General features: G+C 49.7%; 25 protein-coding genes. 4 read left to right on the top strand and 21 right to left on the bottom strand.

Features of this window, described 5'->3' with window-relative positions:
• Positions 1-9 precede the first annotated feature (9 nt).
• The 16 genes from B5G27_RS13040 to B5G27_RS12965 form a co-directional block, all read right to left on the bottom strand.
• Positions 10-963: an ATP-binding protein gene (locus B5G27_RS13040; protein WP_087179298.1), complete on the bottom strand. Its 954-nt coding sequence runs from the start codon at positions 961-963 to the stop codon at positions 10-12.
• Positions 938-2,065, bottom strand: coding sequence for a GmrSD restriction endonuclease domain-containing protein (locus tag B5G27_RS13035; RefSeq protein WP_162611251.1), 1,128 nt, complete (start codon positions 2,063-2,065; stop codon positions 938-940). Before B5G27_RS13035 ends, B5G27_RS13040 begins: the two co-directional genes overlap by 26 nt.
• Positions 2,066-2,172: 107 nt before the next feature.
• On the bottom strand, positions 2,173-3,171 hold the full coding sequence (locus B5G27_RS13030) for a sensor histidine kinase (protein ID WP_087179296.1): 999 nt from the start codon (positions 3,169-3,171) through the stop codon (positions 2,173-2,175).
• 71 nt (positions 3,172-3,242) lie between these two features.
• Positions 3,243-3,920 carry a response regulator transcription factor gene (locus tag B5G27_RS13025; protein WP_087179295.1) on the bottom strand — a complete coding sequence of 226 codons (678 nt, stop codon included), beginning with the start codon at positions 3,918-3,920 and terminating at the stop codon, positions 3,243-3,245.
• A gap of 82 nt (positions 3,921-4,002) precedes the next feature.
• Positions 4,003-4,836: a PRD domain-containing protein gene (locus tag B5G27_RS13020; RefSeq protein ID WP_087179322.1), complete on the bottom strand. Its 834-nt coding sequence runs from the start codon at positions 4,834-4,836 to the stop codon at positions 4,003-4,005.
• A gap of 80 nt (positions 4,837-4,916) precedes the next feature.
• Positions 4,917-7,151 (bottom strand): PTS transporter subunit IIABC, encoded by a 2,235-nt coding sequence (locus B5G27_RS13015; RefSeq protein ID WP_087179294.1) that lies wholly within the window; start codon positions 7,149-7,151, stop codon positions 4,917-4,919.
• A gap of 653 nt (positions 7,152-7,804) precedes the next feature.
• A complete protein-coding gene (locus B5G27_RS13010) occupies positions 7,805-8,224 on the bottom strand; it encodes a GNAT family N-acetyltransferase (protein ID WP_087179321.1) in 420 nt (139 codons plus the stop codon).
• 104 nt (positions 8,225-8,328) lie between these two features.
• The gene (locus tag B5G27_RS13005) at positions 8,329-9,099 is read right to left on the bottom strand and encodes an SseB family protein (RefSeq protein WP_087179293.1); all 771 of its coding nucleotides are present in this window, start codon (positions 9,097-9,099) and stop codon (positions 8,329-8,331) included.
• 73 nt (positions 9,100-9,172) lie between these two features.
• Positions 9,173-9,553 (bottom strand): diacylglycerol kinase family protein, encoded by a 381-nt coding sequence (locus B5G27_RS13000; RefSeq protein ID WP_087179292.1) that lies wholly within the window; start codon positions 9,551-9,553, stop codon positions 9,173-9,175.
• A gap of 79 nt (positions 9,554-9,632) precedes the next feature.
• Positions 9,633-11,216: an ABC1 kinase family protein gene (locus B5G27_RS12995; protein WP_087179291.1), complete on the bottom strand. Its 1,584-nt coding sequence runs from the start codon at positions 11,214-11,216 to the stop codon at positions 9,633-9,635.
• Positions 11,213-11,590, bottom strand: a complete 378-nt coding sequence (locus B5G27_RS12990; RefSeq protein WP_087179290.1) for a phasin family protein — start codon at positions 11,588-11,590, stop codon at positions 11,213-11,215. Before B5G27_RS12990 ends, B5G27_RS12995 begins: the two co-directional genes overlap by 4 nt.
• A 4-nt stretch (positions 11,591-11,594) precedes the next feature.
• Positions 11,595-12,143 (bottom strand): inorganic diphosphatase, encoded by a 549-nt coding sequence (locus B5G27_RS12985; RefSeq protein ID WP_087179289.1) that lies wholly within the window; start codon positions 12,141-12,143, stop codon positions 11,595-11,597.
• 14 nt (positions 12,144-12,157) lie between these two features.
• Positions 12,158-12,451 carry an HPr family phosphocarrier protein gene (locus tag B5G27_RS12980; protein ID WP_242958316.1) on the bottom strand — a complete coding sequence of 98 codons (294 nt, stop codon included), beginning with the start codon at positions 12,449-12,451 and terminating at the stop codon, positions 12,158-12,160.
• Positions 12,452-12,579: 128 nt separating this feature from the next.
• Positions 12,580-13,725 (bottom strand): lactaldehyde reductase, encoded by a 1,146-nt coding sequence (gene fucO / locus B5G27_RS12975; protein ID WP_087179288.1) that lies wholly within the window; start codon positions 13,723-13,725, stop codon positions 12,580-12,582.
• 136 nt (positions 13,726-13,861) lie between these two features.
• Positions 13,862-14,422 carry a TetR/AcrR family transcriptional regulator C-terminal domain-containing protein gene (locus B5G27_RS12970; RefSeq protein ID WP_242958315.1) on the bottom strand — a complete coding sequence of 187 codons (561 nt, stop codon included), beginning with the start codon at positions 14,420-14,422 and terminating at the stop codon, positions 13,862-13,864.
• Positions 14,423-14,484: 62 nt separating this feature from the next.
• Complete coding sequence (locus B5G27_RS12965) at positions 14,485-15,024, bottom strand: hypothetical protein (RefSeq protein ID WP_087179287.1); 540 nt, start codon at positions 15,022-15,024, stop codon at positions 14,485-14,487.
• A gap of 112 nt (positions 15,025-15,136) precedes the next feature.
• Between B5G27_RS12965 and B5G27_RS12960 the strand changes: the two genes are divergently transcribed.
• From B5G27_RS12960 to B5G27_RS12945, 4 genes are all read left to right on the top strand, one after another.
• Positions 15,137-15,412, top strand: a complete 276-nt coding sequence (locus B5G27_RS12960; protein ID WP_087179286.1) for a helix-turn-helix domain-containing protein — start codon at positions 15,137-15,139, stop codon at positions 15,410-15,412.
• A gap of 149 nt (positions 15,413-15,561) precedes the next feature.
• Positions 15,562-16,800, top strand: coding sequence for an ammonium transporter (locus B5G27_RS12955; RefSeq protein WP_087179285.1), 1,239 nt, complete (start codon positions 15,562-15,564; stop codon positions 16,798-16,800).
• Positions 16,801-16,875: 75 nt separating this feature from the next.
• Complete coding sequence (locus B5G27_RS12950; protein ID WP_087179284.1) at positions 16,876-17,226, top strand: P-II family nitrogen regulator; 351 nt, start codon at positions 16,876-16,878, stop codon at positions 17,224-17,226.
• Positions 17,227-17,485: 259 nt separating this feature from the next.
• Complete coding sequence (locus B5G27_RS12945) at positions 17,486-19,240, top strand: IS1182 family transposase (RefSeq protein WP_087177592.1); 1,755 nt, start codon at positions 17,486-17,488, stop codon at positions 19,238-19,240.
• A gap of 248 nt (positions 19,241-19,488) precedes the next feature.
• Here B5G27_RS12945 and ppdK read toward each other — a convergent pair whose 3' ends face one another.
• From ppdK to B5G27_RS12920, 5 genes are all read right to left on the bottom strand, one after another.
• Positions 19,489-22,122 carry a pyruvate, phosphate dikinase gene (gene ppdK / locus B5G27_RS12940; protein WP_087179283.1) on the bottom strand — a complete coding sequence of 878 codons (2,634 nt, stop codon included), beginning with the start codon at positions 22,120-22,122 and terminating at the stop codon, positions 19,489-19,491.
• Between the two features lie 230 nt (positions 22,123-22,352).
• Entirely contained in the window at positions 22,353-22,817 is a 465-nt protein-coding gene (locus B5G27_RS12935; protein WP_087179282.1) for a DUF1307 domain-containing protein, read from the bottom strand.
• A 189-nt stretch (positions 22,818-23,006) separates the two neighbouring features.
• Positions 23,007-24,395, bottom strand: coding sequence for an aminopeptidase (locus B5G27_RS12930; protein WP_087179281.1), 1,389 nt, complete (start codon positions 24,393-24,395; stop codon positions 23,007-23,009).
• Positions 24,396-24,498: 103 nt separating this feature from the next.
• A complete protein-coding gene (locus tag B5G27_RS12925; protein WP_162611250.1) occupies positions 24,499-25,266 on the bottom strand; it encodes a transposase in 768 nt (255 codons plus the stop codon).
• Positions 25,267-25,374: 108 nt separating this feature from the next.
• Positions 25,375-26,775, bottom strand: coding sequence for a glycine--tRNA ligase (locus B5G27_RS12920; RefSeq protein ID WP_087179279.1), 1,401 nt, complete (start codon positions 26,773-26,775; stop codon positions 25,375-25,377).
• Positions 26,776-26,933: the final 158 nt, after the last annotated feature.

The raw sequence follows: 26,933 nt of genomic DNA, 5'->3' as shown, positions 1-26,933 counted from the left end.
CCTATATACTCACCACTCCTGTATCTGGCGTAAAATAACTGATTGGGAAGCCGTAAGCTGCTCCTGCTGTAATCCTTTCAACAGTTCTTCGTCCGAATCTTTCCATGCATTATTGATTTTATTGTTGAGCAGCCGGCGGAGCTTCCCGTCAATGGCATCTTCTTCATTCTTTATCCTTCCAAACAGTCTTTCAAAAATAATCTGGACTTCTGATACTGAAGAATAATCGTTGATATCGATCACCTCGCACTCCCCATCATCCAAAACGATCAAATTAGCATCCGATGAATTTGCGATGAGGTCGCAGGAGTGCGTACTGACCAGCCAGTCAGCCCACGGGAATTTTTCCTTCAGGAACTCCAGGATCCTGGCTGAATACCTGGGAGAGAGGAATTCATCCAGCTCATCGATCACCACCCATGCTTTCCGCCCGCCTTTTTCTCCGATCACAGCGTCATCATAATAAAGGAGTTCCAGCAGGATCCGCACGATTGCCTGATAGCCGCTTGACAAAAGACCTTTTCCCTCTTGAAATCTAACCTCTCCGAAAGGATCCTCCGGCATCAATGTAAATTTCGTCCCGGTAAGCTCATAAAACAGTGCCTGAACCTCAGCTTCATATATCGGATAAATCCTCTCTGCCGTCTCGGTAAGCGTTCCATAGCAGTTGAACGAATCCTTCAGATTAAAATAGTCCTCCCTCATCCGGGTCTCAAGGAGCACAGGCTTATACTCAGGTTTTTCATCCGGCAGGACCGGTACTTCTTTTACATTAAAACTCCTGTTTACTGCATCTATGAAATAGACTTCCGCTCCGCTGGAATTTACCTGCTGTACAAATTCTTTCAGCAGCAAAGACTTCCCGCTTGAATTGTCCCCTACGACAACCGAATCAATGTAATTCAATTCCTTAGCAGATATTTTTCTTACTATATCTTCAATCTGCTCCCGTCCAAATTTCATAGACTGTTTTCCACCTTTCATTCATGCTTTTCATCTTTACAGTTCCCTGCCTTGCATACTGCTTATACCGTGGATTTTCTAAAACCGCATTATATATATGGGACGTGATCGGTTTATTGACATTCATTTTTTCATGGACAATATAAAAACTTTCCAATAGCGCCACTTTAGAAGCTGGTTTTCCACTCATTTGAAATAAATCCAGAAAATCAGAAAGACTATTTATATATTCATCAATTTCTTTTTTTTCAAACCACATTGCTTCTTCTGAAAAATGATCCAGCAATTCCCCATAGGAGCTTCTATATCCCTTAATCACAAACTCATAATCCACCAGTTTTTTTCTCACACGAGCATAACGTTTTAAAGCACATAATCTGAGGAGGGTTTCCATATCCTTTTCTTTAGCATCTTCTCTCCCCCATAATTGTCTCCATTTACTATTATTCCGATTAAACTCCTGTAACTTATCATAAAATGAGCATACATAGATACCATTTCTCTGCTCCTGTGGTGATAAAAGTGATCCTCCTCTATTTAAATTTGCAAAAATCTGTCTCAATACTTCCGATTTTCTTTTCTCATCATTTATTTTTATCTCTATCACTGTGATCGGAGTGTAGTCAATTTGCCTCTTCAATTCAACTGGCAGAGTCTTGTAATCGACATTTTTTTCTTTGCCATCTGATCCCTGTAAATTAATATGGAGCTCTTCAAGTTCATACTGGCTGAACAGTGCTTCTTTAAAAGATTTTTGATCTGTAACCAGCTCAGAAAAATCAACACTACTGTTTTTTCTTTTATTTAAATAGTAACCTATATAATAAAAAAACAGACTCATGATACGCTGCTGCCCATCCAGGATTTCCAGTTGGTTCAAATTGTTTCTGCATGTATAAATAGGCGGAATAGGAAGTCCACATATAAGCGATTCAACCAAAGATGTCACCTGAGCTTTGGTCCAACGATATTTTCTCTGATATTTAGGTATAATATATAAATTTTCATCTACACTTTCCACAAGCGTCCGAAAACCTATATCTGTTTTGTATTGCTGAATCGTAACGCCCTTCAGGCTATCTGCCGTATACTTTCTGTTCATATCTATATACTCCTCGATCCTTATAAATATATGCCTTTCCATCTAACTCAGATTGTAACCGTTTTTCCCATACAATACAATCGGAATATAATACCCGCCCCTTACTTTTATTCCGCCCGGAACGGATAGGACTCCAGATCTATCGTAAACCTGCTGCCCTTCCCCGGCTCAGACTCCGCTGTCAGAACATGTCCCAGCCTGTCAGCCGCCTTCCTGCACAGATACAGCCCGAGCCCTGTGGACTTCTTGTCCAGCCTGCCGTTATACCCGGTATACCCTTTCTCAAAGATACGGGGCATGTCCTCTGGGGAGATCCCGATGCCAGTGTCCGTGACCGAGAGCTTCTTTCCCTTATCGACTGAGATCGTGACAGAACCCTCAGCCGTATATTTGACCGCATTGGACAAAAGTTGTTCGATGATAAAGGACAGCCACTTCTCATCTGTCAGCACGCGGACGTCCGTCCCCTCATAGACAAGCCGGATCCTCCGGCGTATGAACTGCCCTGCATATTTGCGCACTGCCTTGCGTATGACCGGATCCAGATCATACTCCTGGATGACCAGATCCGAGGCGCCTTCTCCGAGCCGCACATAGCACAGCGCCATCTCTACATACTGCTCCACCCGGAAAAGCTCTGCCGAGAGTTCCCGGTTCTCCGGCGTATCCTCCTGCTGGAGCATGACTTTCATGACCGCGATGGGCGCTTTGATCTGGTGCACCCATGTGGCATAATAGTCCGCCATATCCCTGCGGGCAGCGTCCCACTCTCCCTTTTTCGCCCTGTAGGCGTTTTCCATTTTCCCGACCAGCGCCTGATAATCCTCCTCGGCAAGGCTTCCCGCCCTGGGTAGGATGTCCGTCACATCAGGGAACAGAGCTTCGGACGCCAGGACCTGCTCCATCCCGCGCCGCCTTCTCCTGCTGTGTGCAAAACCTGCCGCCAGCATGATCGCACCGAAGAGCGCCGAGATCAGAAGAGGGTACCACACAGCCTCCAGGGTGATCCCGTACATGGCAAATACCACGGCAAACACTGCGCCGCTCAGGCACATCCAGATGCACACGCCCCTGTAGTCATAGAAATATCTGAAAAACCGTCTCATAGCTTCCGTCCTGCCTCTCCTGCATCTTTATCTTCTTGCTTTCCTGCTTCTTTCTGCTTCTCCCAGCGTCTTTATAACTGCTGTATGATATACCCTTCGCCCACTTTTGTGGTGATAAAGTCCTTAAGCCCCGCCTTTTCCAGCTTCTTCCTGAGCCTGGCGATATTCACGGTCAGTGTATTTTCTTCTATATAATTATCCGTCTCCCACAGTCTGGTCATCAGAGTCTCCCGGCTCACAAGCCTGCCCTTATTCTCCATGAGCGTCTGAAGGATCCGGAATTCATTCTTTGTCAGGCTGATCTTTTCTCCTTCGTAGACCAGCGTCGTATCGTATAAGTTCAGGATCGCGCCTCTGTGCTCCAGCACCGGGATCTTCCCCGCCAGGTCATAGGTCCTGCGGAGCACTGCCTGCACCTTTGCCGTAAGCACGCTCAGATTAAAGGGCTTTGGTATAAAATCATCGCCGCCCATGTTGACTGCCATGATGATATTCATATTGTCTGACGCGGACGAGATAAATATGACCGGCACGTTGGAGATCCTGCGGATCTCACTGCACCAGTGGTACCCGTTATAGAACGGGAGCGTGATGTCCATCAGGACAAGATGGGGATCATATTCCGTAAACGTTGTCAGTACATTCTGGAAATCCCGTACGTACTCCGCCTCATTCCCCCACATTTTCATCTCCTTTTGTATCGCCTGCGCCATAGGCAGGTCATCCTCCACGATCAGTATTTTATACATGATGTCCTCCTTGTTCTGCCTTTCTTATCTGTCACCGTTCCCACCATTTCTTCCCGACTGCCTTCGCACCGCTTAACCCGCCTTACACTGCGTCCGGATCGACTACTCTCTGGATATGGATCGCCAGGAAGCCGATCTCTTCCCGCGCCACCTCTTTTTTCAGCTGCCGCGACATATGGGCGCATATTTCCTCAGCCACCTGTCCTGTGTACGGATAATTGGCAAAGATAAACTCATTGAAGTCCGCTTTCGTGGACTCCCCTTTCCGCGTCCTTGCTATCATGTAATACAGATGGCTCATCAGCCTTGTGTACGCCAGGGAATCTTTTTCAAACTCCTGCCCGAACGCCTTCTCGATCATCACAATCCCTTCATCAATGATCCGGGTCGTCTCCAGCGCCTCGGACACCTGCTCGTCAGACAGCCCGGCGTGGATATGAAGTGTGATGAATCCTACCTCATCGTCCGAAATCTCGCATCCTGCCAGCTCCCGTATGATCTCCCTGCCTTTCAGGGCCGCCGCGTATTCCTTTTCAAAAAGGACCCGGATGTCCGGGGTAAATGGATTTGGGATCTGGCGCCCCTCCGCCGCCCGTTTCGCCGCAAGTGCGATGTGGTCCGCCATAGGCAGGAGGATATCCCTGCTGACATTCTGAAACATCTTATCCGCTTCGTCTATGATACGCCCCGCAGCCTCTATAAATTCCGGCCGGATCCCATTTACCACCTGAAGGACCGAATGCTCCTTCTGCCGGTTCACAAGGGTGTAAACTTTCGCCCCGGGCAGGCTGCCGATCTGCTGGGCCGGCCGCTTTCCAAACCCAACGCCATTCCCAAGCAGGATCATCTCCCTGCCGGTATGATCGTCATACACAAGGATCCCGTTATTGTTCAATACTTTTATGATGCGATACATAAACATTGTCCCCCCATGTTCCATATAGAAAATCCCCCTCTCCCGCCGCTTATGCAGCAGGAGCAGGGGGTAATGCCGTCTCAGTTAAAAGATACGATCTCAGCCGCCGGATCCATCTTTTCTGCTTTTCCGGGCTTTGTCAGCCGGATCTCCTCGCCTTCTTTCAGGCTGGTAAATACAATGATGCATTCGTCGGACTTCGCGTGCTCCCGTATATATTCTATATCAAAACCGATCAGTTTGTCACCCTTTTTTACCCGGTCTCCGTCTTTTACAAAAGCTTCAAAACCTTCTCCGTTCAGATTTACGGTATCCACGCCGACATGGATGAGATACTCCACTCCATCATCGCTCATCAGCCCCACCGCATGTTTTGACGGGAATACGAATGATACTGCCGCATCCTCCGGCGCATAGACCATCCCTTCCTCAGGTCTTACGATGTAACCGTCTCCCATCATCTTTCCGGCAAATGCTTCGTCAGAAGCCTCTGTGATCGGAGCCGTCACCCCGCTCACCGGCGTAAAAAGCGTCTTCTTCACAGTTCCGCCCTGAACGCCTGCTTTCACTTCCGCTCCACTTCCGTCTTCCCGATTTCCCACATCCGGAGTTTCCCTGTTTACACCTTCTGCACTGTCGGTTTCTTCCCCGGCTTCAGGGATATATTCTTCATCCGGCGCCTTTTCCAGATAGTCTTCCAGATCTGACTTGATCACGGATACAGACGGCCCGTAAATGATCTGGATGCCCTGGCCCTTGCGGATAATGCCTGACGGAGAGGTCGCGCGCAGGATACCTTCATTTACAAGCTCCGGCTTCACCACTGTGCACCTGAGCCTTGTAGCACAGCAGTCCACATCGGAAATATTCTTTTTGCCGCCCAGCCCTTTTGTGATCAGTGCACTCTTTGTGTCTCCGCTGTCTTCCCCGCTTCCAGCGGCGCTTCCCGGAGCACTTCCCGCTGCGCCCTGCTTTGCCTGGTAATCAGCTTTTGTAAACAGCTTTGTCTCTGTATCATCATCTTCACGCCCCGGAGTTTTTAAATTCATCTTTTTGATCAGGAAGGAGAAGATCACATAGTACAGGATGAAATAGATCACGCCCACCGGGATGATCAGCATCCAGCTCGTCTTCTCATTGCCCTGGAGGATCCCGAACAGGAAGAGGTCCAGCAGCCCTCCCGAGAAAGTCAGCCCCACCGCGATATTCAGTATATGCGCGATCATGTACGCCGCCCCTGCCAGAACGACCTGCACTCCAAAAAGCACCGGAGCGACAAACAGGAACGAAAACTCAAGGGGCTCAGTGATGCCTGTCATCATACACGCAAGCGCCGCTGAGAGCAGGAGCCCTCCCGCCTGTTTTTTCTTCTCCGGCTTCGCGCAGCGGTACATCGCGAGCGCTGCTCCCGGAAGCCCGAAGATCATGAAGATAAACTCGCCGGAGAAATATCTCGTCGCATCCGCGCTGAAATGTACGGTACTCGGATCTGCCAGCTGGGCGAAAAAGATATTCTGTCCGCCCTGCACGAGCTGTCCCGCCACTTCCATGGAGCCGCCCACCGCTGTCTGCCAGAACGGGAGATAGAACACATGATGCAGGCCGAACGGGATCAGCGCGCGTTTGATGATACCGAAGATCAGCGTGCCGAAATATCCCGTCCCTGTCACCAGGCCGCCAAGCGCATAGATCCCATCCTGAACGAACGGCCAGAGGAAATACATCACGATCCCCACGCCCACGTACGTGATCGTGGAAATGATCGGGACAAACCTTGAACCGCCGAAGAACGACAGCGCATTGGGCAGCTGGATCTTATAGAACCGGTTGTGCAGGGCTGCCACGCCGAGCCCGACGATGATCCCTCCGAATACGCCCATCTGGAGCGTCTGGATACCGCACATCTCTGCCACTGTCCCGCCCAGGACATGGTCCGCCAGGCTTCCGTCCGCGAGGATATCTCCCCTGAGTACGAGCATGGCATTGATCGATACATGCATGACAAAAAATGAGATCATCGCTGCAAGCGCAGCAACTTCCTTTTCTTTTTTCGCCATCCCGATGGCAACGCCGACTGCAAAGATCAGGGGCAGGTTGTCAAAGATCACGCTCCCTGCCTTGCTCATGATCGTAAGCAGACCGTGCAGGACCGTCCCTTCTCCAAGCACCGCCTGGAGCCCGTAGGTTTCGATCATGGTCGCATTTGTAAACGAGCTTCCGATCCCGAGCAGAAGCCCAGCCACCGGCAGGATGGCGATCGGGAGCATGAAGCTGCGTCCGACTCTCTGCAGCACTCCGAAAATCTTGTCTTTCATACTTCTTTTCCTCCTATATAGAATGTCATTTTCTCGAACACACGCTGCGGGCTCTCGCCCTATGGGGGCCCGGCTCCATGCAGCCGTGCGCACCTCGATTCCGCTCCGCTCCATCTCGGTCGCGGGCTCACGCCCTATGGGGGCCCGGCTCCATGTAGCCGTGCGTACCTCGATCCCGCTCCGCTCCATCTCGGTCGCGGGCTCTCGCCCTATAGGCCCCGGCTCCGTACAGCCGTGCGTACCTCGATTCCGCTTTGCTCCATCTCGGTCGCGGGCTCACGCCCTATGGGGGCCCGGCTCCATACAGCCGTGCGTACCTCGATTCCGCTCCGCTACATCTCGGTCGCGGGCTCACGCCCTATGCCAAAAGGAATAAATGCTCTGGAAAGCGAGCTTTCCGACGCATTTCTTCCTTTTGGCGCACGGCTTTGTGCTTACACGTAAAAAAAGCATAAACTGTTCCTTTTCTTTTTGACCTTGTGTCGGGTCTGTTAAATAAAAGGATAGTTTATGCCTGCCTTACAGTAACACTCTATCGCGCGTATTCGATTTACATGTCTAGTATAAGAATCATTCACTCATATGTCAATCTGGGATTATTGCCTAAATTCGCGTTGGAAAAATGTGCAGTTTTCACAGATTTTCTGCCGTCCTCATCCCAGGATCTTCACTGCTATGTCCCCGTCTCCGCTGACAGAGAATCCTGTCTTTTCATAGAAGCCTGCGATCAGCTCCCGGTACTGGTCCGGTCCGGTATATCCGAGGGGAGCGAGTTCATAGCCATTCGGAGCAGTAACTTTTGTCACCCCCTTTTTCCCGAACTGGTCAATGATCTCATTCATACAGGCTGTCCCGTATCCCTTCCCTCTCAGTGAAAAATCTGTCAGATAAAATTCAATGATCTCAGCTCGTGTCCGGCTTTCCAGATAATACTGCATGTGAAAGACAGAAAGCCCCTTCTCATATACATCCACTGTCTCAGGACGGTAATGGAATTCCAGTATATGAGCACTCTTGTCCGTAAGATCTACTGCCCTGAAATATTCTTTCCGTATGTATACTGGTATCGACATTTTCTCCTCCCGTCTGGTATAGCTGTTCTCCTGACGCACTTACTGTACGCCTCCAGCGCGTCTCGCTTCCTCATGCACCCGGTCTCATGCTTCCTGGCTGTTTCTCATGCTTCCTGCGCCGGCTGCTTCCTTTTCGCTACCTGGAGCTGTACATTGACCCCGAAAGGATTGATGACCACTCCTTTTGCCTCGTTGATGAGGATCTCCGGGATCTTCGCCGCAGGGACCACCGCTGTCCGCATCTTCTCTCCGCGGGCAAATTTCTGGAATTCAAGCATATCCGTAAACAATGGCTGGTATACCGTTCCGTCCTTCTGTTTCAGGATCGGAAGCTGTCCGTCCTCCCGGACTGCAATGACAAAAGTCCCTTTTCCGTAGTGCGCCAGCAGCTCCTCCTGCAATTCCTTCAACTCTTCTGTCGGCTGCGGCTGCGCCTGCCTGCGCATCTCCTGCATAAAATAGATCGCGGTAAGATGCAGGGCCGGGTTCTCCACTGGCTGTTTCCCCTCCGGCATATTTTCGGGTTTCCTGCGGATCACAAGATCTGAGAGCTGTATGTTGATCTGGGTATCTGTGCCGCTGTTGACAGCGAGACAGTTTACTCCCATTGTATACAGGCTTGTATAAAAAGCAAGGAGCTGCTTATCCTCCAGTTTCACCACTGCCGCTGCATATTTTTTCTCCAGGAGTTCTTTCGCCTTGCTCTTTGCATCCTCAACTCTGTAATACAGGAAAACTTCGTCGTCAAATGTCTCCTCATCACAGGATACGAAAGGCAGCCTTGTCGCCCCTGACATGATCACATATATTTCGCCTGGATTCTTGAGAGCTGCAAGAGTCTCCTGTTTTGTCACTGTTGTACTGTTCTCATTCATTGTCCTGTCTTTCCTTTCCATATCAGGCGGGATTTCACGGTCCGCCCTGCCGCTTTCATACTCTGCTATTGTATCACAACTTCTCCGCCAGTTCCAATAGGTATGGAAGGAAAATAATGCATCCCGCGATCACGGACACGATCGCAGAGAAAAGCACTGCCCCGGCCGCTGTATCCTTGGCCAGCTTTGCCAGAGGCTTCTTTTCTTCTGTCACAAGGTCCACCACTGCCTCTATCGCAGTGTTCACCAGTTCCAGCGACGCCACCAGCGCGAAAAGCAGCAGGCAGACGCACCATTCAGATGCTGTGATCTGAAACAGGGTCCCTGCCAGTGTGACAAGGATGACCGCCAGGCAGTGTATCTTCATATTTCTCTCCTTCCGGATACATGCCCATATGCCCTCAAACGCATATCCAAAGCTCTGTATCAGAGGATTTTTTCTGTCTTTATCCATTTTAATCTGTCTTTCTACTTTAATCTGTCTTTTTATATTTTATAGTTTCTTTTGTCACTTTTTAATTTTATTCTCATCCTTATTTCCTGGAAAGCAGATGTTTGATAAATACATACATCACGATCACAAATGCAAGCATGTATCCGAAGGCGCCCAGAGCCGGTATCCCCAGCACTTTCGGCGTCATGTCCGTAGTGCATATGATACTGGAACTGATCAGGAGCGCCATGACCCACAGCCCCATCACGATATTGCGTACCAGTCTCCGCAGCAGGTTTGCCAGATTATCCGTGACCTGTAAGTCCAGGTTGATCTTTGCCTGCCCTTTCAGGTATCCGCTCATCATATCAGATATCATGGAAGGGATGTCCAGCGCCTTTCGGAAGGAACGAAGGACACTTTTCCCGCTGCTCTTTAATTCCTTTTTTATATCCAGATGACGGAAGAATTCCCCGGACATATGCGCTGTGGCAATCTCGACCATATTGATATCCGGCGCGATATCCGCCAGCACTCCCTCCATATGGGTCAGGCCCCTCGCCAGCATGGTCAGCCCGTGGGGCATCTTGATCTTATTGTCCTTCATGACATCCATCAGGTCCGTCATAACTTCCGCCACATTGATCTTCCCCATATCCACGCTTCCGTATTTCATGAGCAGTCCGTCAATATCCTCGTAGAGCTTCCTCTGGTCCGGCCGCTCTTTGAACTCGCCGATCCCCAGCACAGCCTGCTGGATGAGTCCCACATCGCCCAGTGCCACACCCTGTACAGCCTTTCCGATCATCTCCCGGTCGTGCTCCGTGAGCCGGCCCATCATCCCCATATCGATCCAGATGATCTTGCCGTCCCGTATCTTCACATTGCCGGAATGCGGGTCCGCGTGAAAGAAACCGTCGTCCATGACCTGCTTGATGTAATTGTCCACCAGCTTGCTCCCGATCTCCTTTAGATCATACCCCTGCTCGGTCAGCGCTTCCTTGTCATCGATCCCACACCCGTCGATATACTCCATCACCAGCACATTCACCGTCGTATACTGCTGGTACAGAGCAGGCGTGCCCACGAAGTTCACATCCTTGTTCCTGCGGGCGAACTCTTCCATATTGGCAGCTTCCGTGAGGAAATTCATCTCGTCGCGGGTAACGGACCACAGCTCGTCAAGCACCAGGTCCAGGTCAGCCATCCCTTTGATGCTCACGGGAGGCATGAGCTTTACCGCCTTGTGGAGAAGAGCGATATCTCTTGCCATCTTCTCATAGATCCCTCTGCGCTGGACTTTGACCACGACTTCCTCGCCGCTTCTTAATACTGCCCGGTGCACCTGCGCGATAGAGGCCGACCCCTGAGGCGTTTCCTCTATGGAGGCAAACACCCTTTTCCATGATCTTCCGTAGGATTCCTCGATCACGGAGATCACTTCCTCAAAGGGCATGGGCGTGACTTCTGTCCGCAGCCTCATGAGCTCGTCGCAGTACCTCTTCGGCAGGATATCCGAGTGCATGGACATGATCTGCCCCAGCTTAATGAAGGTCGGGCCCAGGTCCTCCAGGATGGCCCGGAGTTTTTTCGGCGTCACTCCGCGGGTGATGTTATGCCTGCGGAGCACTGCCGTGATCTCCCTGAGCCTTGAATTATATTCGATCGGTTCTATCCTGCTCATGACTCTTCTTTATCGGAAGCCTCCTGATCTGATGCGCCCTGGTCTGGTGCGTCCTGGTCTGATCCATCCTGTCCGGCGGCCTCTGCCTCTTTTTTCCTGATCTGTTCTTTCAGCGCCTCGATCTCCCCGGGCGTCATCCGGTCCAGCATGTCAGCCAGATCGTCTGTCCCCGGCTTTGCGCCGCCCATTTTCTCTTTCACTGTCTTTTTGATATTGTACTTTAACTCTTCATTGAGCACCTTGCCCTGCTCCACGGTCAGCTCGCCTTTTTCCACCATTTCGTCCAGAAGATCTTTTGATTTTTCTGCTGTTACTGCGACCGCGCCGATCCCGGCAAGGATCACTTTCTTAATGTTATCACTGAATTTTTCCATGATGCTATGCCTCCTCTGTCTGTGTCCCGTATTTTTCCTTATATCTGTCAATGCATTCCTCGATGACCTGGACAGCGCCCAGCGCCCCGTCGAACTCATTTACCGCAGTCTTCTTGCCTTCCAGATCCTTGTACACGGTAAAGAAATGGCGGATCTCATCAAAGATATGCCGCGGCAGCTCGGATATGTCGGTATACGCCTCGTATGTAGGATCCGCCCAGGGGATCGCGATGATCTTCTCATCCCCCGCATCCCCGTCTGTCATCTTCATCACTCCGATGGGATAACAGCGCACGAGCGTCAGCGGCTCCAGCGGCTCCGAGCACATGACGAGCACGTCAAGCGGATCGCCGTCGTCCCCGAGCGTTCGCGGGATAAAGCCGTAATTCATGGGATAATGGGTCGATGTATAGAGCACCCGGTCCAGTATGATATATCCGGTCTCTTTATCCAGCTCGTACTTTTTCTTGCTTCCCTTCGATATCTCGATCACAGAAATAAAATCCGTCGGGAATATCCTCTCTTCACTGATATCATGCCAAATATTTCCCATAACTTCCTCCCTTTTTACAGATGCTCTTGCAATACGGCTTCCATGGCCGCGGACGCAGCCGCCTCGTCCCCGCCGCTGACTTCCACTCTGATCTCATCCCCGAAGCGGATCCCCATGGACATAAGCCCTGTCAGGCTCTTTGCGTCTGCTTGTTTCTCTCCAAGGCTGACTGTGATCTCAGAGCTGTGTTTCTTTGCTTCTTTCACCACGATCCCCGCGGGTCTGGCATGGATTCCCGCCCGGTCTCTGATAACATAGACAAATGATCTCATCCGGTCATCTCCCTTCTCTGGCACTGCCAGTTTCATACTATGATTTTACCTCTTCCGGGGCATTCCGTCCAGTACCGGAACGGCAAAAAAAGCCCCTGCCCCGGATCTTTCCGCATTCTGCGGCCTTCCCGGGCAGGGGCTTTTATCCTGCTGAGACAGAGGTTTTACATGATCTTCCTGAACAGATTTTTCAGGTCTTCCACGCTGGCATCCTTCGGGTTGCCCGGAGCACATGCGTCTGCGTGTGCTGATTCAGCGAGGAACTGAAGGTCCTCTTCCTTTATCGCATCCAGTTTTGTCGGGATGCCTACATCAATGGAGAGCTGCTGTACTGCGTCCACAGCCGCTTTTCTGTATTCCTCTACTGTCATATCGTCCACGCCTTTGACTCCCATTGCCCTTGCGATCTCACGGTACTTCTCGCCCGTGCAGTCCGCATTGTACTCCATAACGATCGGGAGCATCATAGCACATGCGACTCCGTGGGGCGTATCATATACAGCTCCCAGTGTATGAGCCATAGAGTGGGCGATGCCGAGACCTACGTTTGAGAATCCCATTCCCGCGATGTACTGGCCCAGTGCCATTCCATCTCTTCCTTCTTTTTCGTTTGCCACAGCGCCTCTCAGAGATTTTGAAATGATCTCGATCGCCTTGAGGTGGAACATATCTGTCATCTCCCATGCAGCCTTCGTAGTATAACCCTCGATTGCGTGCGTAAGAGCGTCCATTCCGGTAGAAGCGGTCAGGCCTTTCGGCATGGAAGCCATCATATCCGGGTCAACGACCGCGATCACCGGCATGTCATGAGGATCCACACATACAAATTTCCTCTTTCTCTCCACGTCTGTGATCACATAGTTGATCGTCACCTCAGCCGCTGTCCCGGCTGTGGTCGGCACAGCGATGATGGGAACGCACGGATTCTTTGTGGGTGCCGTGCCCTCCAGGCTCCTCACATCCTCAAACTCCGGGTTTGCAATGATAATGCCGATCGCTTTTGCCGTGTCCATGGAGGAACCGCCGCCGATCGCGATGATATAGTCTGCCTGCGCGTCCTTGAATGCCTGTACCCCGTGCTGTACATTCTCGATCGTAGGATTCGCCTTGATATCCGAATAAATTTCATAAGCAAGTTCTGCGTTGTCAAGTACATCGGTAACTTTCTTAGTTACCTCGAACTTGATCAGGTCCGGATCTGAGCATACGAAAGCTTTTTTGTATCCTCTTGCCTTTGCCTCCGCAGCGATCTCACTGATCGCGCCTGCGCCGTGATAAGATGTCTCATTAAGCATGATTCTGTTTGCCATTGGTATCAGTCTCCTTTCTTTCTGTCTATATTTTAACAATCCAGGGAACAAATGAAAAGTTACAAAAGGGCCGATCTGTCACCTCATTTCGGACAGACCGGCCCTCTTTCTCAGACCTTGAAATATCGCTTTCCTTTCACAATAGCTCCAGTCTCCTGAACACCTCTCCCAGTTCGGCCGGCATTGCATCTACCAGGGCCTCCGCCATCTCCTCCGGACTGCCTTTGATCTTGCCCAGGACCCACTGTACAGTCATGTAGATAGAGCCCTGGCAGTACATTTCCAGAAGGAACCGCAGATGATCCGGCATCTTCATCCCGGTCTTCCCCTCGATCCTCTCTGTGTAAAACGCCAAAATGAGATGAAAGTCATGCTCTCTCAGATTATTCTGGGCATCATTTTTGAATGCCGCTTTAAAAAACATCCGTTCCTCTTCAATATATTGAAATTTGTTGACAATCCCCTCGAAAATCGTACGCCCTTCCCCCATATGCTCAAAAGATTCCTGAAGGATCTTGTCAAAATACCAGTTTACAAGGTCGTATTTATCTTTAAAATGACGGTAAAAAGTCTGCCGGGATGTACCGCACTCCTCAGCGATCTCTCCTACTGTGACTTTCTCCAGGGGCGCCCGCTTCATACATCGTTTCAGCGCATCTGCAAGATAGTATTTCATATTTTCACGGGTTCTTTCCATGCAAGTCTCTCCCATTATCCGGATATTCATTAATCTTTCAACATTCTCAGCCATTCATTTCATCAATAATAATAGCATGGAATCTCTTTCCCATCCACATAAAGCTTATATTTTCCCACATGGTCTTTTATATTATATTTTTCCCCGCCCTCTCCTTCCACAGGATCCTCCGCCGGCTCATACCTGATCCGCATCACAGGCTCCTCTTTATTGACCTCCTCCCGGTGCAGATAGACATTGATCTCCAGACGCTCCGGATAGCCGTACAGATCAGTGGACAAACGGATCGAGCGGAAAGAATTCTCCCTGCACATCTGTATCACAGTCCGTGCAAATCCCTCTGTATCTTCGATCCGGTCCGCATTTGCTGTAACATCCAGAAAACATTCCCCGTTTTCTGTCCGGCTGCTCACCGCATCCGGTATCCCCGTATGTTCCGCCTGCCAACTCCTGTACCAGCTGCCTGCTCCGCACAGAAGAAAGAATGCCGCGATCAGGATGACCGCTGCCTTCCGCTTCCTATTCCGCCTGCTTTTCCGTTCTCTTGCCCATTTATTCCCCTTATCCCGATATACTTTGTCAACATTTCTTTGCTTTCTCATCACCATGCTCCATTTTGTATCACTTTTACAACCGATTATAAGAGTCCGGGATAATAAAATCAATAAAAACAGTGCAGAAAATGAGACATTTCAGAAAGGTAGGGACTATACTATGCCAAAGCCAAAGACATCGACCGGACAGAAGAATCTGATAGCCAAAAACCTGATCGAGCTCAGGCGGGCTCATCACATATCACAGCGGCTCCTCGCTTACAAACTTCAGCTCGCCGGATACGATATGGACAAGAATGTCATCACCCGGATCGAGACAAATAAAAGATATGTAACTGATATTGAATTAAAAGCGCTCTGTGAAGTCTTCGGGGTCACTTACGAAGAGCTGATCGACGGAAGATCATCACACAGTTCACAGCAAAACGAAAATTGACCGACAATTTTTTCTTGACATTCATTTTTTCTTCTGCTATCCTTACGGCATGACAAAGACGTCTGACAACGGAGACGGGACACCCCGATCCGCGGCAGGCGTCTTTTTCTATATAAAAATCTATTCCAAAAGGAACGGGAGGTATTTGTATGGACACAGGAAACACTGGATTTATGATGATCTGCACGGCGCTTGTATTTATCATGACGCCGGGACTCGCCTTTTTCTACGGCGGGCTGGTACGCAGGAAAAATGTATGCAACACCATGATGGCATGTGTGGCGATCATGGGACTGTCCGTTGTCATGTGGACGCTCTTCGGCTACTCGCTGTCCTTCGGCGGGAACCACGGCGGGATCATCGGAGATTTCCGATGGGCGGCATTAAACGGCGTAGGCTGGGAGGCAGGGCCTTACTCTGACACGATCCCGCATCTTGTATTCGCGGCATTCCAAATGATGTTCGCCATGATCACTCCGGCACTCATCACAGGCGCAGTGGTCGGCAGGATGAAATTCAAAGCGCTGTTCGCATTTATCGCACTCTGGTCTGTCATCGTCTATTACCCGATGGCACACATGGTCTGGGGCGAAGGCGGATTCCTCGCATCTATCGGCTCTGTAGACTTTGCAGGGGGCAACGTGGTACATATCAGCTCCGGAGTGAGCGCACTTGTACTCGCCATTTATCTCGGCAGGAGAAAGGGATACGAGCAGACTTCCTACCGCATCCACAATATTCCCTTCGTGGCCCTGGGCGCATCGCTTCTGTGGTTCGGATGGTATGGGTTCAACGCCGGCAGCGCTCTCGCAGCGGATGGCCTGGCAGCGCACGCATTCATGACAACCTCCATCTCCGCAGCGGCCGCACTTCTCTCCTGGATGCTGATCGACACGGTCAAAAACGGCAAGCCGACGCTTGTGGGCGCCTGCACGGGCCTGGTCATCGGCCTCGTCGCCATCACGCCGGGAGCTGGTTTCGTCCCGGTCTGGTCCTCTTTTATCATCGGCGCGCTGGTCAGCCCGATCTGCTATTTTACAATGCAGCTCGTGAAACATAAGCTGAAGATCGACGATGCGCTGGATGCGTTCGGATGCCACGGGATCGGCGGTGTATGGGGCGGCATTGCCACCGGACTCTTCGGACAGAGCTCCATCAACTCCGTAGCGCGCTGGGACGGCCTTGTATTCGGCGAGACCAGACTTTTTACCGCTCAGGTCATCAGCATCCTGGTCACCATCGCAGTCGCAGTCGTGGGTACGCTCATCTGCATCGGTATTGTCCGCATATTCACAAAACTGCGGGTAGAGCCGAAGGAAGAGCTGATCGGCCTTGATATCACCCAGCACGGCGAGAGCGCTTACCCGTCCTTCAACGGGCTCGACTGACAGACAGGCTCCGATCAAAGGTAAAATAATCTATTTGATAGAAACAGGATTACAGAAACAGGAGGGAATGTTCCTATGATAATAAAAGTGGAAGCGATCATACGGGAAGAAAAATTTGAGGATGTGAAAGCCGCCTTAAGCGACATAGAAGTCAACGGTATCACCGTCTCCCAGGTCATGGGTTTCGGCGCCCAGAGAGGCTTTAAAGAAGTAGTCCGAGGCTCGGAAGTCGAGATCTTCATGCATCCCAAGATCAAGTTCGAGATCGTCGTCTCCTCGGAAGAATGGGAGAAAAAGACGATCGAGGCGATACAAAAGGCCGCATTCACCGGCGAAGTCGGGGACGGAAAGATCTTCAGCTATGAGATCCGCAGCGTAATGAAGATCCGTACCGGAGAGACCGGATATGATGCACTGCAGGGCTGAGAGAGTTGCACTACAGGGCTGAGAGAGTGATGCAGCCTTACGGAAACCGCAGCAGGCATTTTCGGTTTAAGTTTATTGTATAAAGTTTAAAATAATCTTATACAGACATAAAAAGGGGCTGTCGGGAAATAGATAGTCCAAAACAGGGGCAGTTGTGACTCGCATGAGTCACAACTGCCCCTGAAATTTATCCTGTAAAAAGAGAAAAAGATGGCTAACGACAACCATCTTTCTCTCCGTTCCATGTTATAATGGAACTATGCAAAAACAAGATTATTATAACGACTTTTTTGAAATTGGGCAACAGAAAATTAACTTCAGTTTCTTCGAATTGAGTCTACCCGATGACGATCCAGTCTATACCCTGAAAAAAGTGATGGAGGAATTAGATTTTTCAGGCCTGCTGGCCTGTTATCCAAACAAGGGAAGAACCGGGTTTAACCCAATCATGCTGTATGCTGTCGTTACCTACGCAAACATGCGCGGAGTCCGGGCCGTTGACCGGATTGTTGATCTGTGCCAGAGAGACCTTGCTTTTATCTGGCTGACGAAAGGGCAGAAGCCTCAAAGGGATGTTTTTTACGATTTTAAAGGCAAAAAGCTCACAGGGGAAGTCCTGGATGAATTGAATTACCAGTTCATGCGCCGCCTGGAAAAAGAAGGGTTTCTTACACTGAAAGAACTTTATATCGATGGAACGAAACTGGAGGCAAATGCCAACAGATATACCTTTGTCTGGCGGGGCAGCCTGAATTACCATCTTGCAGGCCTGCTGGATACGATTGATGCCCTTTATACAAAGTACAACGCTTTCCTGCTGGACAATGGGTATGGCCCGAAATATGACCTTGGGGATGCACATATGTTTGTGATTGAGGGGATGGACAAAGTCAGGAAGATCATCCAAAAGAACAGGGAGCGGAAACTGACAAAGCATAAGAAGATCCCTAATAATACCATAATCGAGATCGATCATTGTTCCCCGCTTGAAATCCGGAAACTGCAGAAGAACCTGATGCGGATTGCAGAGGGAGAAGGGATTGAGTTTGTTTTCGGGAAGGGAATGCGTAAGCCGGAGATCCAGAAACTTTATGAGGGACTGGAAGAATGCGGAAAGCGCCTGATGGAGTATAAAGAATGCTTTAAGATCATGGGGAAAGACCGCAACAGCTATTCTAAGACAGATCTGGAAGCGACATTCATGCGGATGAAAGAGGACCATATGATGAACGGGCAGTTAAAACCTGCCTATAACGTCCAGATCGCAGTAGAAAATTACTTTATTGTCCACGGATATGTAAGCAATGACCGGACAGACTACAACACGCTGATCCCAGTTCTGGAAAAACACAGGAAAGCGTTTGGGGATAAGCTGGAGGCAGTCACTGCCGACAGCGGCTACTGCAGTGAAAAGAACCTGCTGTATCTGAAAGAGAACAGGATCCGCAGCTTCATCAAGCTGCAGGACCATGAGAAGAGGAAGACACGGGCATACAAAGAAGACATCGGGAAGTATTACAACATGACATACGCCGTTTTTGAGAATGAGCACTATTATATCTGCCATGACGGAAGAGAACTGCACCATATCCGGACAGAAAGCAAAGAACAGGACGGCTACACACAGACAGTAGAGGTATACGGCTGTGCGGACTGCAGTGAATGTGAATATAAATCGAAATGTCTTTATAAATACAATCCCGAAAAGAATCCGGACCAGAACAAGGTCATGAAGATCAATGAACGCTGGGAAGAACTGAGGGAGGAGTCCAACACGAATATCCAGAGTGAAGAAGGGATCCTGAAACGTCAGACACGGTCGATCCAGACAGAGGGTCACTTTGGAGATATCAAAGAGAACGAAAACTTCCGTCGTTTTAACTACCGTTCGAAAGAGAAAGTATATAAAGAGTTCATGCTGTATGCCATAGGGCGGAACATCATGAAATATCATCGGTTTTTACATCAGGAAATCGAAAAATTTGAAGGGAAAAAGGAGCAGGAAGCGGCTTAACCAAAGGAGTGCTCTGAAAAATCCAGCCAAGGGGTTATTGCGCCCTAAAATAGCGCTTGCAAAAAGACGGAGGCAATCTCCGACAGAATTATGGATTAAAAAATGTCCATATTCTTCGGGATTGTCTCCGTCTTGTTTGTCAGGAGTCAAAAATCGGTATTAACCGACAGCCCCTTTTTTATGTCAGGCTGCTGGTCCACAGCCTTTTATCTTATCATGCTTTGCAATTTGATATCAGCCAGTATTGCTTACGCGTTCTTCTGAGCGATCGCTGCCTGCGCTGCTGCCAGTCTTGCGATCGGCACACGGAACGGTGAGCAGGATACATAGTCAAGTCCGATGCTGTTGCAGAACTCAACAGAGCTCGGGTCTCCGCCGTGCTCGCCGCAGATACCAACGTGCAGGTTCGGGTTAACCGGTTTGCCGAGGTCGATCGCCATCTTCATCAGCTTGCCTACGCCAACCTGATCCAGCTTAGCGAACGGATCGTTCTCGAAGATCTTCGCGTCATAGTAAGCGTCAAGGAACTTACCAGCATCGTCACGGGAGAATCCGTATGTCATCTGTGTCAGGTCGTTTGTACCGAAGCAGAAGAAGTCCGCCTCTTTTGCGATCTCGTCAGCTGTAAGGGCAGCTCTCGGGATCTCGATCATTGTACCAACTTCATACTCAAGGTCGCTGCCTGCTGCCGCGATCTCAGCGTCTGCTGTCTCAACAACGAATTTCTTCACGTATTTCAGCTCTTTGATATCGCCTACGAGCGGGATCATGATCTCCGGTTTTACATTCCAGTCCGGATGAGCTTTCTTCACATTGATAGCCGCGCGGATAACAGCCTTTGTCTGCATCTTAGCGATCTCCGGATATGTGACTGCCAGACGGCATCCACGGTGGCCCATCATCGGGTTGAACTCGTGCAGGCTGTCGATGATCGCTTTGATCTGCTCAACTGTCTTGCCCTGAGCGTCAGCCAGTTTCTTGATGTCCTCTTCCTCTGTCGGAACGAACTCGTGAAGCGGCGGATCAAGGAAACGGATCGTTACCGGGTTGCCCTCAAGAGCCTCGTACAGCTTCTCGAAGTCTCCCTGCTGCTCCGGAAGGATCTTCTCAAGAGCTGCCTCTCTCTCTTCCTCTGTCTCAGAGCAGATCATCTCGCGGAATGCGTCGATCCTGTCGCCCTCGAAGAACATATGCTCTGTACGGCAGAGACCGATACCCTCAGCGCCCAGCTCGCGAGCCTTCTTAGCGTCAGCCGGTGTATCAGCGTTTGTGCGGACTTTCATTGTTCTGTACTTGTCAGCCCAGCCCATGATACGTCCGAACTCACCTGCGATCGTAGCGTCTACTGTCGGGATGATACCGTCGTAGATGTTACCTGTGGATCCGTCGATGGAGATCGGGTCTCCCTCGTGGAACTCTTTTCCGGCGAGTGTGAATTTCTTATTCGCCTCGTCCATAACGATATCGCCGCATCCGGATACACAGCATGTACCCATACCACGTGCAACAACGGCTGCGTGTGATGTCATACCGCCGCGGACTGTCAGGATACCCTGAGCAGATTTCATACCTGTGATATCTTCCGGTGATGTCTCAAGACGAACGAGAACGACTTTCTCTCCTCTTGCAGCCCACTCTACCGCATCGTCTGCTGTGAAGACGATCTTACCGCATGCAGCTCCCGGTGAAGCGCCGAGCGCTTTGCCCATCGGTGTAGCAGCCTTCAGAGCCGCTGCATCGAACTGCGGGTGAAGCAGTGTATCAAGGTTACGCGGATCGATCATAGCTACAGCCTCTTCCTCTGTTCTCATGCCCTCGTCAACAAGGTCGCATGCGATCTTCAGAGCAGCCTGAGCTGTTCTCTTACCGTTACGTGTCTGAAGCATGTACAGCTTACCGTGCTCTACAGTAAACTCCATGTCCTGCATATCTCTGTAGTGTGTCTCCAGAGTCTTGCACACATCTTTGAACTGTGCGAAAGCTTCCGGGAACTTCTGCTCCATCTCGGAGATGTGCATCGGTGTACGAACGCCGGCAACAACGTCCTCGCCCTGTGCGTTTGTAAGGAACTCACCGAAAAGTCCGTTTGCTCCTGTAGCCGGGTCACGTGTGAACGCAACACCTGTACCGCAGTCGTCACCCATGTTACCGAACGCCATCATCTGTACGTTGACAGCTGTTCCCCATGAATACGGGATATCGTTGTCACGACGGTATACGTTTGCTCTCGGGTTGTCCCATGAACGGAATACAGCCTTAACAGCACCGATCAGCTGCTCTTTCGCATCAGACGGGAAGTCTGCGCCGATCTTCTCTTTGTACTCAGCCTTGAACTGTCCTGCCAGAGTCTTCAGATCCTCTGCTGTCAGCTCAACGTCCTGTTTCACGCCTTTTTCTTCTTTCATCTTGTCGATGAGCTCTTCGAAGTATTTCTTACCTACTTCCATAACTACGTCAGAATACATCTGGATGAATCTTCTGTAGCAGTCCCAAGCCCAGCGCTCGTTGCCTGATGCAGACGCCAGCGCCTCAACTACTTCTTCGTTCAGACCAAGGTTCAGGATCGTGTCCATCATACCCGGCATGGAAGCTCTTGCACCGGAACGTACGGAAACGAGAAGCGGATTCTCTTTGTCTCCGAATTTCTTTCCTGTGATCTCCTCGAGTTTTGCCATTGCGTCCATGATCTGGCTCATGATCTCATCGTTGATCTGTCTTCCGTCCTCATAGTACTGTGTACAAGCCTCTGTTGTAACAGTGAATCCCTGCGGAACCGGAAGGCCCAGGCCTGTCATCTCTGCAAGGTTGGCGCCTTTACCGCCAAGAAGGTTTCTCATTGTCGCGTTACCTTCTTTGAACATATAAACCCATTTTGTTGCCATGTTCCAATGACCTCCTTAAAAAATTTGCAAATATTTTCGCAATAATTCGCATATAATATTTTAATGGTTTTGCAGACATGCGTCAAGCGTTTTATCAGTAAATATGCATAACCTTTACCATAAATCTGCTTGTTCTTTGCCTGATTTCGAACAGAAAAAATGCCCTTTCCGCGAATCCGGTCCATTCGCGGAAAGGACATCCCTGTTATTTCTGTTCTGCTATCCTAATCTTACTCGGCAGTCTCTACTGTCCAGCCCGACGCTTCCAGATTATCGGTCGTGGCTTTCAGAGAAAGCTGGGTCACATTCTCGTCATCTACCGGAAGCAGCCCCTGTTCTACCACTGTCTGGAGTGTATCTTTATCCGTAGGGATCACGATCTTCTCCACCAGTTTCCCATCTTCCTGCTCACAGCTGTATTCGACACCTTCCACATCCGCATAAGTCTCTTCCGCGGATTCCACGGTGCTGTTGAGCGTATCGATCATTTCATCCGTATATCCTGAAAGGTCGATCACAGACTCCTGGGTGATCTTTGTCACCACATCGCCTTTTGCGTCAAAAGACATGGTCATTGTCACGCCATTCTGCTCCAGAGTCGCTGTCGCTGCATTCTGGACTTCTTTTCCGCCGCCGCATGCTGTAAGGCACAGCACTGCCGCGCCTGCCATAATCGCGCACATTTGTTTTTTCATGATAGCTTCCCCCTTTTTGTATGATACCGCTATCTTACCACCCACTAGCAGGGACTTCAACTGTTTTATCCTTATTTCACTTCTGTTTGGATCTCTGTTTCACACATGATCTTATGCCTGATCCGGTTTTACGTTTATATCCGGTTTCAGGCGCTGTGCTCTGCCTTTTTCAGGTGGGATTCCATTCTGCTACATTCTCAGGAACGCCCGGTATCCTTTCACAGCCTCATACACGTCCGCTTTGCTGGATACCTCATAAGGCGCATGCATGTTCAATACAGCGACACCACTGTCGATAACTTCCATCCCGTAATTGGCCATGATATATGCAATGGTTCCGCCGCCGCCGAGGTCCACCCGCCCGAGTTCCGCGAACTGGTATGCCACCCCCGCGTCATCCATTGCTTTCCTAAGCGCTGCGATATATTCTGCATTCGCGTCATTGGAACCGGATTTTCCTCTGCTCCCTGTAAATTTATTAAAGGTGATCCCTTTTGCAAAAAATGCGGAACTTCTCTTTTCAAACGCTTCCGCGAACATAGGGTCATAGGCCGCGCTTACATCTGAGGAAAGCATCCGGGAGTTCATAAGTGCCCTCCTCACCTTCAATTCAGACTCACCCTCTGTCATTGCCACCAACTCTGCAACTGTATTCTCAAAGAAGCGGGAATGCATGCCCGTCGCGCCTACGCTGCCGATCTCTTCTTTATCTACAAGCAGGCAGCACCCGGTCTTTTTCGCCTCTGTCACATCCAGCATCGCAAACAGCGAGGTAAATGCGCACACGCGGTCATCCTGCCCGTAGGAGAGGATCATGCTGCGGTCCATGCCACAGTCCCTTGCCCTTCCCGCCGGAACGATCTCCAGCTCTGCGGAAGAGAAGTCCTCCTCATCCATGTCATATTTATTCTTCAACAGCTTAAGAATATTTGCTTTGACAGCTTCTTTCTGCTCTTTATCTTCGACCGCTCCGTCCAGAGGACAGTTGCCGATGAGCAGGTCAAGCTTTTCTCCGTCAATGACTTTGGACGCCTTTTTCTCAAGTTGTTCCTGTGCAAGATGCACGAGAAGGTCCGTGATCACGAACACGGGATCGCTCTCATCTTCCCCGATGGCTACTTTCTGTACAGTACCATCCTTTTTCACGATGACTCCGTGCAGGGAAAGAGGCTGCGCCACCCACTGATATTTTTTGATGCCGCCGTAGTAATGGGTGTCCAGATAGGCAAATCCTTCGTTTTCATAGAGAGGATTCTGTTTCACATCAATGCGGGGCGAATCAATGTGAGCACCCAGGATGTTCATTCCTGCTGAGAGCGGTTCTTCCCCTATGCGGAATAATGCCAGCATCTTATCCATATTCACCGCGTAGATCTTGTCTCCGGCTTTCAGTTTTTCCCCGGCTGCCATCACCGCTTTCAGATCACGGTATCCGGCCTTTTCTGCCATTCGTATGCTCAGCTCCACACATTCGCGTTCCGTCTTGCCGGCATCAAGACAGGATTTATATCGCTCGGTGATGTCTTTGAGCTCCTGCATCTGTTCGTGAGTATAAGTTATCCATGTAGTCTGTTTCATATTAACTCCTTTCTTCTTCGGGGACGTAGTAAAATCGGATTTTACTACGTCCCCGATTCGCTTTAAATATGTCCCAAATTGAATTTTGCCCTGTCCCCTTTTATCATTTACCAATTATACAACTTTTTACCATTCGATACAATCGTTCAGATTTTGCCTTGGTTATGTTCAATTCCTTCTGCAGCTTTTCTTTATACATATTCCTCAGCTCTAGATCTTCCAGCAGTTCTCTGGATTCATTTAATCCCCTAAGATGTGCTTCCTGCTCAAGCAGCCTGCGTGCGGCTTGCATAAACTGTATCTCCATTTCTTCGGGTACATCGGTAAAAATATGTTTGACTGATTTATCGTGAAAATCCAGAAAATCCTCAAAATCTGTAAACTTTGCTTGATACAGTTCTATCGCTTTAGGATGTATTATCCGGCATTTCTCTGTTTCATATTCTTTTAAGCTCGAAAAATTATAGTTTAGCGGTGCTTTTACGACATTTGCATTCACAGGATTCATGTGGATATAGCGTATACAATTCCAAAAATACTGCCGGTCCTCCACGCATTCACTTTTGAATCTATCCTGAAAAACATGTCCGTTACGATTGTGTTTAAAGTTGTAATATTCTGCAAATTCTGCCAAGACAATGGCCATATAATTAGATAAGAGTTTCAGATCAGCGCGAAGCAAAATATGAAAATGCGTAGACATGACCGCATACGCATATATTTCAATTTCGCGATCTTTAAGATGCTTCAAAAGAAGCCTCAAGAAATTGTTCTTCTCTCTTTTCTGTTTAAAAATAGGTTCCTTGTTAATCCCTCTCGCTATCACATGATAAAAATCTGTGTTACTTCTCCGACGTGCGATACGCGGCATCCTGTCACCCCTTTCCCGATTTGGGACAGGGCAAAATTCAATCGGGGACACACTCATTCTTAATTGGGGACGTAGACAAATGCGATTTTACTACGTCCCCGAATACAGTTACCACTCGAATTTTTTCTCAAAATATGCTTTCAGATCTTCAATCTTGATCCTCTCCTGCTCCATGGTATCGCGGTCACGGACAGTCACCGCCCCATCTTCTTCTGACTCAAAGTCATATGTCACGCAGAACGGCGTTCCGATCTCATCCTGCCTGCGGTAGCGCTTCCCGATATTGCCGCGGTCGTCGAACTCGCAGTTGTAATACTTGCACAGTTCTGTATAAATCTTCTCCGCGCCCTCGTTCAGCTTCTTGGAGAGCGGCAGCACGCCGATCTTCACCGGAGCCAGCGCCGGATGGAAATGAAGTACTGTACGCATATCCGGTTTTTCCTCTGTACCGATATTCTCCTCATCATAGGCGCTGCACAGGAACGCAAGCACCATACGGTCCGCACCGAGAGACGGTTCGATCACGTACGGGATATATTTCTCTTTCACCTCATCATCAAAATATGTCAGATCCTGACCAGATACGTTCTGATGCTGCGTCAGGTCATAATCTGTACGGTCCGCGATACCCCACAGCTCGCCCCATCCGAACGGGAAGAGGAATTCCACGTCCGTAGTTGCCTTGCTGTAGAAAGAAAGCTCCTCTTTATCGTGGTCGCGGTAGCGTACCTCATCATCCTTCAGGCCGAGAGATGACAGCCAGTTCAGGCAGAAGCTCTTCCAGTAATCAAACCACTCAAGGTCTGTATCCGGCTTGCAGAAGAACTCCAACTCCATCTGCTCAAACTCTCTTGTACGGAATGTAAAGTTGCCCGGCGTGATCTCGTTTCGGAAGGATTTTCCGATCTGCGCGATACCAAAAGGCAGTTTCTTTCTGGATGTACGCTGCACATTCTTAAAGTTCACAAAAATCCCCTGCGCAGTCTCCGGTCTTAAATACACAGTATTCTTCGCATCCTCTGTCACGCCCTGGAATGTCTTGAACATCAGGTTGAACTGACGGATATCTGTAAAATTATGCTTGCCGCAGGTCGGGCACGGGATCTGATGCTCCTCAATAAACGCTGTCATCTGCTCCTGTGACCATCCGTCCACAGATCCGTCCAGCGCAATGCCCTTATCTTCGCAGTAATCTTCGATCAGTTTGTCAGCGCGGAAGCGCTCATGGCATTCTTTACAGTCCATCAGCGGATCGCTGAAGCCGCCCAGATGTCCGGAAGCCACCCAGGTCTGCGGGTTCATCAGGATCGCGCAGTCAACCCCAACGTTGTACGGATTCTCCTGTACGAATTTCTTCCACCATGCTCTCTTTACATTATTTTTCAGCTCTACGCCGAGATTGCCATAATCCCATGTATTCGCGAGCCCGCCGTAGATCTCGGAACCCGGATATACGAATCCGCGGGACTTAGCAAGAGCTACGATCTTATCCATTGTCTTTTCAACCATAGTTATGTTCCTCACATTCTTTTTTCAATCGGTACTTATTATAACGGGTAGGGACGTTTTTGTAAACCTGCATCAGACAGAATCCACACAGGGTATATTCCTGCCCTGTTTTTATCACGGACATTTTCGAAGCCCCGCTCCTAATACGAAACAGAATT

Origin of the sequence: Lachnoclostridium sp. An76 (assembly GCF_002161355.1) — a bacterium.
In the GTDB taxonomy this organism is placed as follows: domain Bacteria; phylum Bacillota; class Clostridia; order Lachnospirales; family Lachnospiraceae; genus Mediterraneibacter; species Mediterraneibacter caccavium.
Note: the sequence above shows the minus strand (reverse complement) of the source record. Positions and strands in the feature narration are given on the sequence as shown.